The sequence below is a fragment of the Bartonella sp. MR168JLCBS genome (assembly GCF_042194175.1).
In genome coordinates this window covers 193222-210240 of record NZ_JBHIMP010000002.1, presented here as the reverse complement: position 1 = coordinate 210240, position 17019 = coordinate 193222, and the positions used below count along the sequence as shown (strand labels likewise).

General features: G+C 38.1%; 10 protein-coding genes. 6 read left to right on the top strand and 4 right to left on the bottom strand.

Annotated elements, in window-relative coordinates; translation table 11 throughout:
- Positions 1-433: 433 nt before the first annotated feature.
- The 3 genes from carB to ACFIK8_RS02850 all read left to right on the top strand — a co-directional run bounded on the left by carB (position 434) and on the right by ACFIK8_RS02850 (position 5896).
- Positions 434-3919 (top strand): carbamoyl-phosphate synthase large subunit, encoded by a 3486-nt coding sequence (gene carB, locus ACFIK8_RS02860; protein ID WP_375635704.1) that lies wholly within the window; start codon positions 434-436, stop codon positions 3917-3919.
- Between the two features lie 244 nt (positions 3920-4163).
- Positions 4164-4373 carry a cold-shock protein gene (locus tag ACFIK8_RS02855; protein WP_012754908.1) on the top strand — a complete coding sequence of 70 codons (210 nt, stop codon included), beginning with the start codon at positions 4164-4166 and terminating at the stop codon, positions 4371-4373.
- A 320-nt stretch (positions 4374-4693) separates the two neighbouring features.
- Positions 4694-5896 (top strand): pyridoxal phosphate-dependent aminotransferase, encoded by a 1203-nt coding sequence (locus ACFIK8_RS02850; RefSeq protein ID WP_375661296.1) that lies wholly within the window; start codon positions 4694-4696, stop codon positions 5894-5896.
- Between the two features lie 1146 nt (positions 5897-7042).
- Here ACFIK8_RS02850 and ACFIK8_RS02845 read toward each other — a convergent pair.
- Positions 7043-7948 (bottom strand): LysR family transcriptional regulator, encoded by a 906-nt coding sequence (locus ACFIK8_RS02845; protein WP_012754906.1) that lies wholly within the window; start codon positions 7946-7948, stop codon positions 7043-7045.
- Between the two features lie 42 nt (positions 7949-7990).
- Entirely contained in the window at positions 7991-8947 is a 957-nt protein-coding gene (trxB, locus tag ACFIK8_RS02840; protein ID WP_375635706.1) for a thioredoxin-disulfide reductase, read from the bottom strand.
- A gap of 311 nt (positions 8948-9258) precedes the next feature.
- Here trxB and ACFIK8_RS02835 point away from each other — a divergent pair, with 311 nt between their 5' ends.
- Positions 9259-10653 carry a TrkH family potassium uptake protein gene (locus ACFIK8_RS02835; protein ID WP_375635707.1) on the top strand — a complete coding sequence of 465 codons (1395 nt, stop codon included), beginning with the start codon at positions 9259-9261 and terminating at the stop codon, positions 10651-10653.
- 1155 nt (positions 10654-11808) lie between these two features.
- On the opposite strand, the gene ACFIK8_RS02830 is transcribed toward ACFIK8_RS02835, so the two are convergent.
- Together ACFIK8_RS02830 and greA are read right to left on the bottom strand one after the other, a co-directional pair.
- Positions 11809-12867: a glycosyltransferase family 4 protein gene (locus ACFIK8_RS02830; protein WP_375635708.1), complete on the bottom strand. Its 1059-nt coding sequence runs from the start codon at positions 12865-12867 to the stop codon at positions 11809-11811.
- A gap of 17 nt (positions 12868-12884) precedes the next feature.
- Entirely contained in the window at positions 12885-13358 is a 474-nt protein-coding gene (greA, locus tag ACFIK8_RS02825; protein WP_012754902.1) for a transcription elongation factor GreA, read from the bottom strand.
- Between the two features lie 338 nt (positions 13359-13696).
- Here greA and ACFIK8_RS02820 point away from each other — a divergent pair, with 338 nt between their 5' ends.
- Both ACFIK8_RS02820 and uvrB read left to right on the top strand, forming a co-directional pair.
- On the top strand, positions 13697-14011 hold the full coding sequence (locus ACFIK8_RS02820) for an SH3 domain-containing protein (RefSeq protein WP_375635709.1): 315 nt from the start codon (positions 13697-13699) through the stop codon (positions 14009-14011).
- 259 nt (positions 14012-14270) lie between these two features.
- Complete coding sequence (uvrB, locus tag ACFIK8_RS02815) at positions 14271-16580, top strand: excinuclease ABC subunit UvrB (protein WP_375668952.1); 2310 nt, start codon at positions 14271-14273, stop codon at positions 16578-16580.
- Positions 16581-17019 lie beyond the last annotated feature (439 nt).

The following is a 17019-nucleotide window of genomic DNA, read 5'->3' as shown; positions in this document are numbered from 1 at the left end:
TTTACGGAACAACAAGATAAACTTCCCATTTTATTTTACGAAATCCCATCGAACCATCAATAGTGGCTTATGTTTTACAAGCAACAGAAAAAGTGCGCGCCCTCTCTTTAGGAAAACAACGTCATAAAACACAAAATGTGCCGGCAATGGACTGAAAAGATGTTCCGGCTTTTATTCTCCACAGTATGCTTAAATATTCTAATTTGTTGGAGTACTACTATTATTTTTTTATCAAAGATCATACTTTTGATATACTTACGAGATGACTCAGCTCAAAAAAGAAATTTATCTTCAATTTTATGAAAAAAAGCATGGAAAAGGTATTTTAGTGCTTACTTTCTTTGTCACTTAACTTATAAAATGACTGTAGCCTCAGAACTGAAATATTTTACCCGCAACAATCGCGCACAGATATTTGTCATAGGAAAAAGCCATGCCCAAACGCACAGATATAAAATCTATTCTTATCATCGGAGCAGGACCTATTATCATTGGTCAGGCATGTGAATTTGATTATTCAGGCACACAAGCCTGTAAAGCATTAAAAGAAGAAGGTTATCGAATTATTTTGGTAAATTCTAATCCTGCCACGATTATGACAGATCCAGATCTAGCTGATGCAACTTATATAGAGCCCATTACTCCTGAAATAGTTGCCAAAATTATTGCCCACGAACGTCCCGATGCCCTTTTGCCCACTATGGGAGGACAAACAGCCCTCAACACTGCTTTATCATTAAAGCGTATGGGTATTTTAGACCGCTATCATGTTGAAATGATAGGGGCCAATGCTGATGCTATTGATAAAGCTGAAGATCGTGCTTTATTCCGCCAAGCGATGGCAAAAATCGGTTTGGAAACGCCACGCTCTATGTTAGCCAATGCAACAGAACTAAAAGAAGAAAATCGCCGACAGCACGCAAAAACGCGTGCTGAACTTAAAGCAAAACTTTCTGGTGCTGCACTTGACAAAGCACTCGAAGAACTTGAGCGCAACTGGCGACATACCGAAACTGATCGCAAACAACATTATATCGCCCATGCAACAGCAAAAGCAGTTCAAGCTCTTGATGTTGTTGGACTTCCAGCTATTATTCGTCCTTCATTTACCCTTGGTGGAACCGGTGGTGGAATCGCTTACAATCGTTCTGAATTTTATGAAATTATCGAACGCGGTCTTGAAGCTTCGCCTACAACTGAAGTTTTAATTGAAGAAAGTGTTTTAGGGTGGAAAGAATATGAGATGGAAGTTGTTCGTGATAAGAACGACAACTGTATCATTGTTTGTTCTATTGAAAACATTGATCCAATGGGGATTCATACCGGTGATTCGATCACTGTAGCGCCTGCTCTCACCTTAACAGATAAAGAATATCAATGTATGCGTAATGCTTCGATTGCTGTTTTGCGTGAAATTGGTGTTGAAACGGGGGGATCCAATGTACAGTTTGCTGTCAATCCTGAAAATGGGCGCCTCATTGTTATTGAAATGAATCCACGTGTTTCTCGCTCTTCAGCGCTTGCCTCAAAAGCAACGGGGTTTCCCATTGCCAAAGTAGCCGCTAAACTGGCTGTTGGTTATACTCTTGATGAATTAAAAAATGATATAACGGGTGGTGCAACACCAGCATCATTTGAACCTTCTATTGACTATATTGTGACAAAAATTCCTCGTTTTGCTTTCGAAAAATTTCCCGGTTCATCACCTGTCCTCACAACTGCGATGAAATCTGTAGGAGAAGTCATGGCAATTGGACGCACTTTTCAAGAATCGTTACAAAAAGCACTCCGTGGACTTGAAACAGGACTTACGGGTCTTGATGAAATTGTTATTCCAGAGCATGCTGAAGGTGATGAAAAAAGTTCTATACGCTCCGCCATTGCAATACCAAGCCCTGATCGTCTACGCTATATTGCTCAAGCCATGCGCACAGGCTTACCCTTAGATGAGATTCACCAAATTAGCAAAATTGATCCGTGGTTTTTAGAACAAATAGCCTCCATCATTGAAATGGAGCAGCGTATCCGCGTTCATGGATTACCCCAAGACGCAGATAACTTACGTATGTTAAAAGCTATGGGATTTTCAGATGCGCGATTAGCCTCCCTTACTGGAAAAGAACCCGATGATATCGCAGCTTTACGCAAATCACTGAATGTTAAACACGTCTTCAAACGGATTGACACTTGTGCCGCTGAATTTTCTTCTCCTACAGCCTATATGTATTCAACATATGAAGTTCCCTTTGCAGGTATAGAGCACTCGGAAGCACACATTTCTGAACGCAAAAAAATTGCTATTTTAGGCGGTGGACCAAACCGCATTGGGCAAGGTATTGAATTTGATTACTGTTGCTGCCACGCTGCTTTTGCACTGCGTGATGCAGGCTTTGAAGCGATTATGATTAACTGTAATCCTGAAACAGTTTCAACCGACTATGATACCTCTGATCGCCTTTACTTTGAATCTTTAACAACAGAAGATGTTATCGCTATTTTAGAAGCAGAACAGGAAAAAGGAGATTTGGTTGGAGTCATCGTCCAATTTGGCGGACAAACACCCTTGAAATTGGCAAGCGCTCTAGAAAAACACAACATTCCCATCTTGGGTACTTCACCTGACGCTATCGACTTAGCAGAAGATAGAGATCGCTTTCAAAAACTGTTATTTAAACTTAACTTAACACAACCTCAAAATGGTATTGCTCACTCCATCGAACAAGCACGCCTCATTGCCCACGAACTAGGCTTCCCATTGGTTGTACGTCCCTCTTATGTTTTAGGAGGACGTGCTATGCAAATTATCCGTGATGAACGTAGCTTACAAAATTATTTACTTGAAAGTGTCCCAGAATTAATTTCAGAAGATATCAAAGTCCGTTATCCTAACGACACAACAGGACAAATCAATATATTGCTTGGTAAAAATCCGCTTCTCTTTGATACCTATTTAACAGAAGCAATTGAAGTAGACGTTGATTGTCTATGTGATGGCAACGAAACACTGATTGTTGGTATTATGGAACACATTGAAGAAGCTGGTATCCACTCTGGTGATTCAGCATGTTCTTTACCAGTCCGTACGCTCTCAAATAAAATAGTTACTGAATTAGAGCGCCAAACCAAAGCATTAGCACAAGCACTTCATGTTCGCGGCTTAATGAATGTACAATATGCTATAAAAGATGACACCATTTATGTCTTAGAAGTCAATCCCCGTGCTTCACGTACTGTCCCATTTGTTGCAAAAACGATTGGTCGCCCTATTGCTAAAATGGCTGCACGTATTATGGCAGGAGAAACACTTCATGATGCTCTTCAAGCTTATGGTGGATTACCTTCCTTGCAGAAAAAACAACATATTGCCGTCAAGGAAGCAGTGTTTCCTTTTGCTCGTTTTTCAGGTGTTGATACACTTCTTGGTCCAGAAATGCGCTCAACCGGTGAAGTTATGGGACTTGACTATGAATTTTCGCTTGCTTTTGCTAAAGCACAACTTGGAGCTGGTGTAAAACTCCCTAAAGAGGGAACTTTGTTCGTTTCTGTAAGAGATGAAGATAAAAAACGCATCTTAAATCCTGTAAAACGTTTAACTGAGCTTGGCTTTTCTGTTGTTGCCACAAGTGGAACACATAAATTTCTTACCGAACACCACGTTGAAGCAACAAAAATCAACAAAGTCCTAGAAGGGCATCCTCATATTGAAGATTCCATTCGTAATCGCCAAATTCAATTGATTTTTAATACAACTAGCACTGCCAGTGCCATCTCAGACTCAAAATCATTACGTTATGCAGCACTCATGCAAAATGTTCCCTATTATACAACAATAGCTGGAGCCGAAGCCGTCGTAGAAGCGATCAAAGCACTCAAAAAAAGGCGCCTTGAAGTACGTTCACTACAAAGTTATTTCAGTTGAATTTTTTCTACTCAGCAAAAGGTACACTGCTTTCTTATTTTTTTTATATAAAAATTGATTAAGACTTGCTTTTTGTTCTAAAGACTTTTATAGAGGTTTCATCGAATTTTCGGTTACGTGACTTTCTTTCCTGTGCGATCTGCACTTTTGACGAAACTTCTCCCACCTAATTTCGATCTACAACCGTATTGAAGGAATGAAAGCTTCAATACTCAATATAATTATATATTCTAAGGAGTTTCCTATGTCTACAGGAACAGTTAAGTGGTTTAATACAACAAAAGGTTTCGGATTCATTCAGCCTAGTGATGGTAGTGCAGATGTATTTGTACACATTTCTGCCGTTGAGCGTTCTGGTCTAAACAGTCTTAATGAAGGGCAAAAAATTTCTTATGATGTTCTTCAAGATCGTCGTTCAGGAAAATTTGCCGCTGGCAACCTTGCTGCCCTTTAAAGTTTAAATTCTGCAGTATTTTATTTAAAAATCTTCGTCTGTAACGACGAAGATTTTTTATTTTGTATAAAGCATCATTTTACCTTGTTAAAATAAAAGACTGCTTACCTCCTTTGCACAATTTATCAAACCTCCCTTATACTTCCTCTAAAACTTTCATAAAATCTAAGAAGAAATTATCTTGTAAAAATCTCAAAAAAGAAGAATGTAAAGCCCGTGTAAGAGTATTTTGGAAGTTTTTTATTGCATACAATATAATCTCTTATAGAATATCCTTAAAGCAATAACTATTTGTTGATATAATATAAGGATTTAAAATTATGGCTTTTATTGCCGACAAACTGTCTCGTATCAAACCTTCTGCAACAATTGCTGCTTCCCAAAAAGCCCGTCATTTAAAAACATTAGGGCGCAACGTTATTGCTTTAAGCGCTGGAGAGCCAGACTTTGATACCCCAGACAACATCAAAAACGCGGCCATTGAAGCTATTCGAAGAGGAGAAACAAAATACCCTCCCATATCTGGAATTCCAGAATTGCGCCAAGCAATTTCTGCAAAGTTTAAAAGGGAAAATAATCTCAATTATGAACCAGAGCAAATTATTGTTGGTACCGGTGGAAAACAAATTCTCTTTAATGCATTGATGGCAACTTTGAATAAAGGGGATGAAGTCATCATTCCATCTCCTTATTGGGTAAGTTATCCAGAAATGGTTGCACTCAACGGTGGTACGCCTGTCTTTTTAGAAACAAAAGCCGAATTTTCTTATAAACTCCAACCACAAGAGCTAGAAGCTGCCATTACCCCCAAAACCAAATGGTTCATCTTTAACTCTCCTTCAAATCCATCAGGTGCCGCTTATACACATAATGAATTGAAAAAACTCACAGATGTTTTAGTAAAATATCCTCATGTTTATATTCTTTCCGATGATATATATGAACATCTCACATATGAGGGTTTTACCTTTGTTACTCCAGCTCAAGTAGAACCAGCGCTTTATGAGCGTACACTCACAATGAATGGTGTTTCCAAAGCCTATGCGATGACGGGATGGAGAATCGGCTATGCAGGGGGACCACAAGAATTAATTAAAGCTATGGATACCATTCAAGGTCAGCAAACATCTGGAACAAGTGTCATTTCACAATGGGCTGCTGTTGAAGCACTCAATGGGCCACAAAGCTTTATCGCTAAAAATAAAAGTATTTTTCAAGCACGCCGTGATTTCGTTGTTTCCATGCTAAACCAAGCTCCTGGCATTCACTGTCCAACGCCCGAAGGTGCTTTTTATGTTTATCCCTCTTGCACAGGACTTATTGGAAAGAAAACACCCAACGGTCAATGTATTACGAATGATGAAGACTTTGCCATAGCGCTTCTAGAAACAGAAGCTGTTGCTGTCGTCCAAGGATCTGCTTTTGGACTTGGATCAGCTTTTCGTATTTCTTATGCAACATCAGAAGAATTACTTGAAGAAGCTTGTATACGTATACAGCGCTTTTGCAACAGTTTAATTTAAAATTTTTAATATCATCTCTTGTGATCGTTTTTTTTGCCGAATGTCAGTATATCCGAGAAAATATCGGAAATTGTATCATGGTCTGAATCAATCGATTCAGTAAAAATATCCATGAATAAACACAACAATAGAGGCTGTAGATAAAGAGCAAAAAAATCTAGCGATCAAATAAATGAATCGGTTTATTATCATGAGAGATGAAAAAACTATTCTGCTTTCTCTATTCAATTTATAACTCTAAAAAAGATCGAGCACTTTTAAACACAATTGCCCTTATAATCAAATCTTTTCTATTTCTCGGCTTCTTCTTCGTCCTAAAATGAAGAAGAAGCCTCCTCCCGTCGTTATGTAAACAATCCAGTTTCCTTTAAGTTCTATCTAATAACGACTTGATTTACTTCATAGGCTTTATGAACAAGACCTGCCTTAAATATTCACCTCTCACTCTAATAAAAAGCACCTCAATGTATAAAGTTTTAAATATTTTATATCACGCCCCTAAAAGACAGACTTTTATGCTACAACAGAATAAATCTCTCTCAAACTCCTTATTGAATTTTAGTATTCTTAAAAAATTGTTGGATATCCACAAGTTTCGAAATTTTTTCCTTATCATCCTCCCATATATTGCAATTTCTAGGAGCTCTTTCAAAAATAAAAAAAAGCCGGACATACGTCCGGCAAATTTGGAAAATCCTCAGAGATAAAATCAATCTGATAGATCTTCGTAAGGGAACACTCAAGAAAATGCACTGGGAGGCAACATAATCAAGAGATAGCATTCTATGTCATTTTATAAGAAAAAGTACAATAAAGACTTAAGCGTATCTGCTATGCAATAAACACATAGCTTTAAATTTGTCTCCATCATGTACCACTCTTTATTAATTAAATATAAAAATGTAAGCTACACCATCACACGATTGTCCAGTTTTCAATATATAATAACTCTCACATTTGCTAGCATTCATAAAAAACATTTATCCCTTTTTTCAAAAGTATTTTTCCACACGGACTCCATCCACTTTTAATGTGCAACGAATAGTTTTAATTGATTCAATATGGGCAAATTTAAAACGAAAGAATATTAGGGGAGTCTCAAATTGTAAAAAAGTTAATTATTCCTTATAAATTAAGGCATTAACATTAAAAAGACCACTGACGGGCTTTTAAAAAAATATAATCTCGAAAAGCATTTAACCTTGCCAAATTCTTTAAATTATAAGGATAACAAAAAAAAGTATCAAAAGAAGGAATATCAACCATATCAGGAAAAAGACGCACCAAATGCTCATCATTATTGACGATATAATCAGGCAGCACAGCAATCCCAAGATCACGCATAAGCGCATTCTTTATTGAGATGATATTGTTGATTTGTAGAACTGAAACGCGCAATGATCCATCACTTCTACCAGCCTTTTCCAACCAATTTAAACCAGACAAATAAGGTGGGACAGGTTCACCGAACGAAATAATACGATGCTCATCGAGATCAGACAATTTTTCCGGCTTTCCATAATTTGCAATATACTTTTCCGAAGCATAAACATGCATATGAATTGTAAAGAGTTTTCTTTGTATAAGATCAGGTTGTTGGGGTTGATGTAAGCGAACAGCACAATCCGCATGACACATTGTCAAATCAAGCTCTTCATCGGAAAGCAAAAGCTGAACCTGCATATCAGGATAAAGACTAAGAAATTCTGGCATACGCTCTGCAATCCACCCTGCCCCCATTCCAAAGGTCGAGGTCACACGCAAGTGCCCCGTTGGTTTTGCATAGCTTTCACTTAGTTGCAAACGTACACTTTCAAGCTTCATCAAAACATCATGAGCTGTACGATAAAGAGTTTCTCCCTGTTCTGTAAGAATCAAACCACGCGCATGACGTTGAAATAAGGATACCCCAACCTCTTGTTCTAAAGCCGAAACCTGTCGTGAAACTGCTGACTGAGATAAATGAAGCTTTTGAGCAGCATGCGTAAAAGATCCCGCTTCTGCTGCAGCGTGAAAAACCCTTAACTTATCCCAATCCAACGGTGGCGCCACAATTAATTCTACCTCTAGATTCTTTATGTTCTCAATGAGTTACTAACGCTTAGATATATCTAAAAACCGTTCTGCCTCCAACGCTGCCATACATCCTCTTCCCGCAGCTGTTACAGCTTGGCGGAATATTTCATCTGTTACATCCCCAGCAGCAAAAACACCAGCAATGCTTGTTGCTGTTGAGTCCGGTGCTGTCCATAAATAGCCGCCTCGTTTTTGTTTCAGCTGTCCTTCAAACAGAGAAACAGCAGGATCATGCCCTATAGCAATAAATATTCCCTCTGCATTCACGGTCATCTCGTGACCTGTCTTAACATTTTTCAGACGTGCCCCTGTTACAACAGCGCCCACTGGCCCCTGTGCTGGCAGCCCCACAATTTCTTCCACCACATGATCCCAAATGATACGTACGTTCTTGCAAGCAAGCAACCTATCTTGCAAAATTTTTTCTGCCCGAAAATGATCTCGGCGATGAACCACGCTTACACTTTTAGCCAAATGCGATAAATAAAGTGCTTCTTCAACAGCGGTATTTCCTCCTCCCACGACAATAACGTCCTTATCACGGTAAAAAAAGCCATCACATGTAGCACAAGCGGACACACCACCGCCCATAAAGGTTTGTTCACTTTCTAAACCAAGCCAGCGCGCTTGAGCTCCTGTTGCAATAATCAGTGCATCACAAGAATATTGTGTTCCTGAATCCCCATATAAGACAAAAGGATACTTCAACAAATCAGCCTTTATAATTGTATCATAGACAATTTTTGTCCCCATATTCTCAGCTTGTTTCGCCATTTGTTCCATCAACCACGGTCCTTGAATGGGATCTGCAAAACCTGGATAATTCTCAACATCAGTTGTAATTGTCAATTGTCCACCCTGCTGCAAGCCCGTCACCAAAACCGGCTTAAGCATTGCTCTTGCTGCATAGATCGCCGCTGTATAACCAGCCGGACCTGAGCCAATAATCAGCAGACGAATATGCGATTGTATCATTAAATCCCCTTCACTTTATTATAACTTAATTATTCTATAAATGATAACGGAATGCAGCCTTTTAAAAAAATATTTTTCAAGAGCCTCGATTATGTTATATGTACTTCATTTTCAAGTTTTATGAAAAGGTCTGATTACCAATTCATCAAGGCATGCTAATGTTAAGGATTAATCTTTATCCTATAAAGAGAAAAACGTAAATTCTTATGAGCACAAAACCATAATAAAAAGAGATACAAAGATAGGGAACGGTCATTTTTCAGTTTATTATCAATGTCTGTGCACGTTTTGCGTTAATCATGGCAGGAGCAATGCTTTTGCCAATTTTTGTGGATCTGCACGACAACAATCGTAATTGGATAACCTTTCTCTATTCTTGTGCCATAACCACCATGTTAGCAACGCTGATTCTTTTAGCAACTAAGGGAGCTACTTGTCGTTTTTCAGCACGGCTTGGCTTTATGCTCACTGTTTGTCTTTGGCTAACAGGAAGCATCGTAGGTGCCTTACCTCTTTATCTTTCTCCTCTTCCCATTTCTCTAGCAGGAGCCATTTTTGAATCTGTTTCTGGAATTACAACAACAGGCTCCACAGTCCTTTCTGATCTTGATAATTTATCGCGAAGTATTTTGTTATGGCGTTCTCTTATATGCTGGATTGGGGGCATTGGTTTTATCGGTTTAGCCCTCTTACTTTTGCCTTCACTGCGTGTGGGTGGCGTACGACTTTTTCATATGGAATCATCTGATAAATCTGAAAAAATATTGCCTCGCATCAACCAAATTGCTAACGGAATTATCATCGCTTATGTTGGTCTCACATTGGCTTGTATGCTTTCTTATTTTGCTGCAGGCATGAATTTATTTGATGCCATTAACCATGCAATGAGTACAGTCGCAACAGCTGGTTTTTCAACGCATGATGCTTCTTTTGGTTATTTTTCAGATAAACCAGCCATCTTAATTATTTCAACAATCTTCATGTTGCTTTCTGCTTTGCCCTTCGTACTTTATGTTAAATTAGTCCTTCCTGGACACTCCAAACGCTTCCTTGACCCACAAGTGATTGTTTTTCTCCATATCGTTCTCCTTTTCAGCTTTGCTTTAGCGGCATGGCTACGGTTTTATGATCATCGCGCGTTCCACTTGATTTTCCTTGATGTCATTTTTCACCTTTCATCCATTATTAGCACCACAGGTTACAGCGCTGAAGATTATCAACTTTGGGGACCGTTTGCGCTTGGAATTTTCTTCATTGTTTCTTTTACAGGCGGATGTGCTGGTTCTACTTCTGGTGGCATGAAAATCAATCGCCTCATTATTCTTTGGCGTATTACACAAACAAATATAGAAAAACTTCTTTCTCCTAATGTCATTGTAAAGGCGCGCTACGATCACTCAAATATATCAAACGATGTTGCACAAGCCGTTTTGTTTTTTGTCTGTCTTTATATGTTTTGCCTTATTATCGGCACTGCACTTTTGCTTACAACCGGTCTTGACTTTACTTCTGCCTTTACAGGGGTCTTAACCGCACTTTCAAATGTTGGTCCAGGCTTTGGAGATATTATTGGCCCCGCTGGTAATTTCTCTACAATCAACGATAATGCTTTATGGATTTTAAGTTTTCTAATGTTAGCTGGACGCCTTGAAATCATAACAATATTCGTCCTTTTTATTCCCGCTTTCTGGCGTGAACAATTCTAATGCATAGAGCATTTTATTCTACCATGATAAAAAATTTACAAGATAAAAAAGCGTGAACAGTATGAGTCATAATATTCACCCCTCACTCAATCCACTGAAGATTTCCTAAAATTTCATACAAATCATCATATCAATGATATAAATGTTGATATAAAAATAATTCGACAAGAGCAATCAAATACCAAGAGCCTTCAAATCCAGAACATATAAAACTTCACTTTATTGATCTTCTTTATCAAATAAAGTGGGCACATAGAACATCCTTTTTTTACGAATAATCTCTCATGCAAAAAATATGAATATTTGCTGATAAAAGTGCGTTTTCTCTTTAATAGAGTTACATCCTTATAGAAAATAAAATGCTATTATATTACGAATTCACAAGCTTGTTTGTAAAAAACATCTCACAATACTCATCACCCCCATTTCACGACAGCTCTCATGAAAGATATAAAATGGGCACCATCATTTTTACTTAAATAATAATAAGGTGCAAGGCGGTACCACAAAATAAGATATAAATTAGTACCACCATACTATTTTCTTTCTGTTAATGTCGTAACAGCCTGCATTTCAGACAATTTATAAGAAATTTCTTTATACCCTGTCTTCAATAGTTTTTATCCACCACATGCTTTCTTCCAATTGTGATGTGCAAGAGGATAGCTCTTATTCAAATTAAAAAGGTAAATTATCTATAGAAATCATATATATATTGATCTTAGATCCATCTTATTATGAATTTATTGAAAATATGTACGACTATTTTACCCATGGAGACACCATAAATATCTTTTTAAAGACAAGAAAACGTTTTTTCTATCTATTTAAGTCTTCCAAAACGAACAATATCAGTACGACACCGTATATCTAAACTTGAGTTAAAGCATTATTTTCTTATTCTAAAATATCACTGAATAAAAATAATTTTCCTCTCTCCTAGTATGCTTCATCATAAAGCACATATTGCTCTCAAGCGTATACATTTTTAATCTTTTATCCAAAATTTTGAGAACTTCTTATAGCGTTCTACTAAAGACAATATAAATTTTGTAAAATAACATTTATATCATTGAGCTGTTTTCTTGATGACTATGAAAAACCTTTAAGGAAGACACTTTTTATCACTCCTCAAAAAGATTTTTGATATAATAATCAAAGTGTTTTTTCCGCAAACAGTTCTTTGTAAACACGCTCAATCTCGGTTGTCTCCTTTTCCAAAGGAAAGTGTGTACGAACATGGGTTAAAGCTTTCTTTCCGGCTACCAATGTTTTTTCTACATCAGCAAAATAAGGTTCAATTGCTGCTGTTAAAGCCGCTCCATCTCCTGCTTTTACAACTGTTCCTGTTCCCTCGACCACCAATTCTTTATAAGCTCCTGCATCACTCGTTACAACCGCAACCTGTGATGCCATTGCTTCTAATGGTGTTAAACCGAAACCTTCTGTACGAGAAGGTGCAACATAAAGCGATAAACGACGATACCACAAAGGGATATCCAGAATCTCACCAAGAAAAATAATGCGATCATCCAGACCAGCCTTAGCAATCTTTTGGTGTAATTCTTTTTCAAAATGATAATATTGCTCTGTCGTACGACCAGCGATAAGTGCTGTCCATTCAGGATAGTCAGGCAATAACGCTATCATGGCATCAACAAATAAATCTGTTCCCTTTGAGTAACGCAGACGCCCAAAACACCCTACCGCGTATTTTCCTGGAAATCCTGTCGAAAAAAAGCAATCATCAAGAGTCTGTGGTGGAGTAAAACGCTTCACATCCACCCCATGCATAATAACCTTATGAGGCACTTCTAGATAAGCGCCCGTATGTGTACTGGTAGCGATAACCCTATCCATACAGCGAATCAACCATTTGGTAAAAGGCTTATGATGGCGTTGTGAAGCCGATGTAAAGATAAGTTTCAGCTTCATTTTCAAGATATCGCGCAAAAAGATCCCAAAAAGCATCTCAATATTGCGTCGTGCATGCCAAATACGAAATGGCTTCCCTTTCGGACTTTTCCAAAGTCCGAAAAGGTCCTTAAAAGCAAGAGCCGGCAAAGTTTGTGGCAAACCAAACCCCAAAGTGGATATACGCACACCCTGTTCGCGTTGCAGTGGAATAAGCTGAATAATCGTAGATGTTACTCCCGATAAACGCCTTTTAAAGTGAGGCGCAATAATCTCAGTTTCATCCAAAGATACACGCATAATAATCCATATGTTATTTAGATGTACTGAACCTTAATGATCTCGTAATTATGCGCACCACCGGGTGCATTCACCTCAATCACATCACCTTCTTGCTTGCCAATGAGTGCACGTGCAATAGGCGAAGAAATAGAGATTTTACCAACCTTTACATCAGCTTCTTGATCTCCTACGATCTGATACACTTTTTTTTCTTCAGTATCCTCATCCAAGAGTTTAATGGTTGCTCCAAATTTTATTTTGTCGCCTGAAAGACGCGTGACATCTATAACTTCTGCTCGTGCGATATAATCTTCAAGCTCATTTATACGCCCCTCATTATGGCTTTGCGCTTCTTTAGCTGCATGATACTCAGCATTTTCTGATAAATCACCATGTGCACGCGCCTCAGAAATTGCTTCAATAATTCGCGGACGCTCCTGTTGTTGACGCCAACGCAACTCTTCTTTAAGACTCTCAAAACCAGCTGTAGTCATCGGAACTTTTTCCATAATCCGTCCCTTTCTATTACACGGAAGGTTTAATAAAAATACAAAAAACGGCTTCCAAAATTACTTTTGGAATCCGAAAACTACGATCTTTTTTATTATATAGTACAGTATCGCTATTTTCCATACAAAAATAAATAAAGGAAACAAAACATGCACAAATAGTGATTAAAACATCTCATTTTGGTGTTTAAACCGTTAAACTTCACTCTTCTCTTTAAAGTCTCCTAAAGAAGAAAGAATTGTATTTTTTTCTGTTTTATCATAATCTAGGAAAAGAAATCATATGGGATACAAAGAGAGAAGGATAGAAAATCTCTAAAGAAATTCTTTACAGAAGAATGAAAAAAATCGTCATTTTTTTTATGTTTGGCTTTTTCTTTTTCGCCACAACAGTATCTGAAGCTGCGGATGCTTTTGTTACGAGGAATCTTAATTTTAGAACAGGTCCCAGCACTCAGTATGCACTTTGCGGCTTAATCTCTGCTGGAGAATTGGTTTTTGTTAAAAACTGTGAAGGAAATTGGTGCCATATCCGATATAACACTCAAATCGGTTGGGTGTCATCTCGTTATCTTTCATTTAAAGATGGAAATGATCTTTATCACACATACACGATGTCTTTAGTACCCAAACGTACCGATTATTCTCCATAACAGCCATAATAACTTATGCCATCTTAAATATCATCATGGCAAAAATGCAATAGTGTCCACGAACAACCACAAATATGCTCCTCCAAAGAAACACTTCGAAGAATTCGTCTCATAGAAAAAACTTGATCAATATCCTAATGAAAGCTCCAATAAACCAAAATAAATCTGTTCAATAACGTTTTGCTGTTGTCGTGATGAAATTGTAAAAATTAGTATTTTCTTTAAAATCACCAGCACTTTTCTATCAAAGGATACAACAATGAAAAATGGTGTTACAGCAACAGTTGAGGCTCTTTCTGCTCTGATTGCTTCAGGTAATCCTCTTTTTAAGAATGGTGCATTATGGACACCTCACCGCCCTATTCGTCCTGAAAAGTCTGAAGGTGGTATTCCATTTCAACTCGAAACCCCCTTTGAACCTGCGGGAGATCAACCTCAAGCCATTAAAACTCTGGTTGATGGAATTCAAAAAGATGAACGTACACAAGTGCTTTTGGGTGTTACCGGCTCAGGAAAAACCTATACAATGGCCAAAATCATTGAAGAAACACAGCGTCCAGCTTTAATCTTAGCACCAAATAAAACTCTAGCAGCACAGCTTTACGGAGAGTTTAAAAGTTTTTTTCCCCACAATGCCGTCGAATATTTTGTTTCCTATTATGACTATTATCAGCCAGAAGCCTACGTTGCACGCTCTGATACCTATATTGAAAAAGAATCCTCAATTAATGAACAAATCGACCGTATGCGCCATGCTGCAACACGTGCTGTTCTTGAACGTGATGACGTCATTATTGTCGCATCTGTATCCTGTATCTACGGGATTGGTTCAGTAGAAACTTATACTGCTATGACCTTCAAAATAGAAAAAGGTGATAAACTCAATCAACGGCAATTACTGGCCGATTTAGTTGCCCAACACTATCATCGACAAGATATTAATTTCATTCGTGGTTCCTTTCGTGTTCGAGGGGATACAATTGAAATTTTCCCTGCCCACCTCGAAGATCGTGCTTGGCGTATTTCGCTCTTTGGCGATGAAGTGGAAACAATTACGGAATTTGATCCTCTCACAGGACAAAAAACAGGCGACCTTCAATCGATTAAAATTTATGCCAACTCACACTACGTAACACCACGCCCAACACTTAACCAAGCGATGAAATCGATCAAAATGGAACTCGCTCAACGCCTTGATGAGTTGAACGCAGCTGGACGTCTTTTAGAAGCACAACGTTTAGAACAACGTACAATTTTTGATTTGGAAATGTTGGAAACCACCGGCTCATGCTCTGGAATCGAAAATTATTCACGCTATTTAACAGGACGAAAACCTGGTGAACCACCACCAACCTTGTTCGAATACATTCCAAACAATGCTCTTGTTTTTATCGATGAAAGCCACGTAACCATTCCCCAAATTGGAGGCATGTACCGAGGTGACTTTCGAAGAAAAGCAACCCTAGCAGAATATGGGTTTCGCCTACCTTCCTGTATGGACAATCGCCCTTTACGCTTTGAAGAATGGGATGCCATGCGCCCACAAACTATTGCCGTCTCTGCAACACCAGGACGCTGGGAAATAGAACAATCTCATGGCACTTTTGCAGAACAAATTATTCGTCCAACAGGGCTCATTGATCCACCAACAGAGGTTCGTCCAGCCAGCAATCAAGTCGATGATGTTGTGAATGAAATTCGTAAAACAATTCAAAAAGGCTACCGTACATTGGTGACAGTTCTCACAAAGCGTATGGCCGAGGACTTAACTGAATATATCCACGAACAAGATATTCGCGTACGCTATATGCATTCTGACATTGATACATTAGAACGCATTGAAATTCTACGCGATCTGCGGCTTGGCACCTTTGATGTCCTCATCGGTATCAACTTGCTCCGAGAAGGCTTAGATATTCCAGAATGTGGTTTTGTTGCCATTCTAGATGCCGATAAGGAGGGCTTTTTGCGCTCTGAAACTTCCCTCATACAAACAATCGGACGTGCTGCACGTAATGTGGATGGCCACGTTATCCTCTATGCAGATACAATCACAGGCTCCATAGAACGAGCCTTACAGGAGACACAAAGACGTCGACAAAAACAAATAGCCTATAATGAAGAACACCATATCACACCGAAAAGTATCAAAAAAAATATCGGAGATATTCTCAATTCAGGCTATGAAAACAACCATATTCGCACAAATATCCCTGATGTCATCGAGAAAAAAAATATGGTTGGCAACAATTTGACATCTCATATTAAACACCTTGAAAAATTAATGCATGAAGCGGCTGCTGATCTCAACTTTGAAGAAGCAGCGCGACTTCGCGATGAAATCAAACAATTACAAAAGATAGAACTAGAAATCGCTGAGAGCCCCTTAACACATCATAGCGAACAATCCACCCATGAGCCCGTGTTACAACCAAGCCTTTTCTCCAAACCAGACCTTGCACATATGGGACCAACCATAGACACTGGTATTTTGGAAAATCGAAAAGGAAAATCTGGTAAAAACACCCCTAATCAAGCAACAATAAAACGAAAAAAACACAATCAATAAAGGAGCAAAAAATTTCAAACCGCCTAAAATAATCTTCAGCTCTTCTAAAAAACGACTAAAGCTCAAAAGCAAACAGCACTATCCGCAAAACAGACGACCTCAAACATCAAGGGAGCTCCAGTTTATCTAAAACACCATGAGAGAGAACATTTTACAAAAAATGCCCAAACTTTATTGACTTTTTAAGCAATTTTTCTTGTTAAACCGCGTTATAAAAAATCCCTAAAAATGTAAAAAACTTCTAAACTCTAAAAAAGAAGACAAATTTAAAGAAAATTTTTTATATATATCAAAAAAATCATAAAATGTATTATCTTTATACAGTTATACTATGATATAGAACTCAAATATTATTTAGCCTTACAAGAGAATATTCAAACAGGATACTGTTCTATAACACAAATAAAGTAAAACAAGAATTTATCATAGCACCATAAGC

Bases quoted from the DNA above. Each gene is read 5' to 3' on its own strand.
- ACFIK8_RS02855 (WP_012754908.1), top strand. From the start codon at position 4,164: ATGTCTACAGGAACAGTTAAGTGGTTTAATACAACAAAAGGTTTCGGA.
- uvrB (WP_375668952.1), top strand. From the start codon at position 14,271: ATGAAAAATGGTGTTACAGCAACAGTTGAGGCTCTTTCTGCTCTGATT.
- carB (WP_375635704.1), top strand. From the start codon at position 434: ATGCCCAAACGCACAGATATAAAATCTATTCTTATCATCGGAGCAGGA.
- ACFIK8_RS02850 (WP_375661296.1), top strand. From the start codon at position 4,694: ATGGCTTTTATTGCCGACAAACTGTCTCGTATCAAACCTTCTGCAACA.
- greA (WP_012754902.1), bottom strand. From the start codon at position 13,358: ATGGAAAAAGTTCCGATGACTACAGCTGGTTTTGAGAGTCTTAAAGAA.
- ACFIK8_RS02820 (WP_375635709.1), top strand. From the start codon at position 13,697: ATGAAAAAAATCGTCATTTTTTTTATGTTTGGCTTTTTCTTTTTCGCC.
- trxB (WP_375635706.1), bottom strand. From the start codon at position 8,947: ATGATACAATCGCATATTCGTCTGCTGATTATTGGCTCAGGTCCGGCT.
- ACFIK8_RS02835 (WP_375635707.1), top strand. From the start codon at position 9,259: ATGCTTTTGCCAATTTTTGTGGATCTGCACGACAACAATCGTAATTGG.
- ACFIK8_RS02830 (WP_375635708.1), bottom strand. From the start codon at position 12,867: ATGCGTGTATCTTTGGATGAAACTGAGATTATTGCGCCTCACTTTAAA.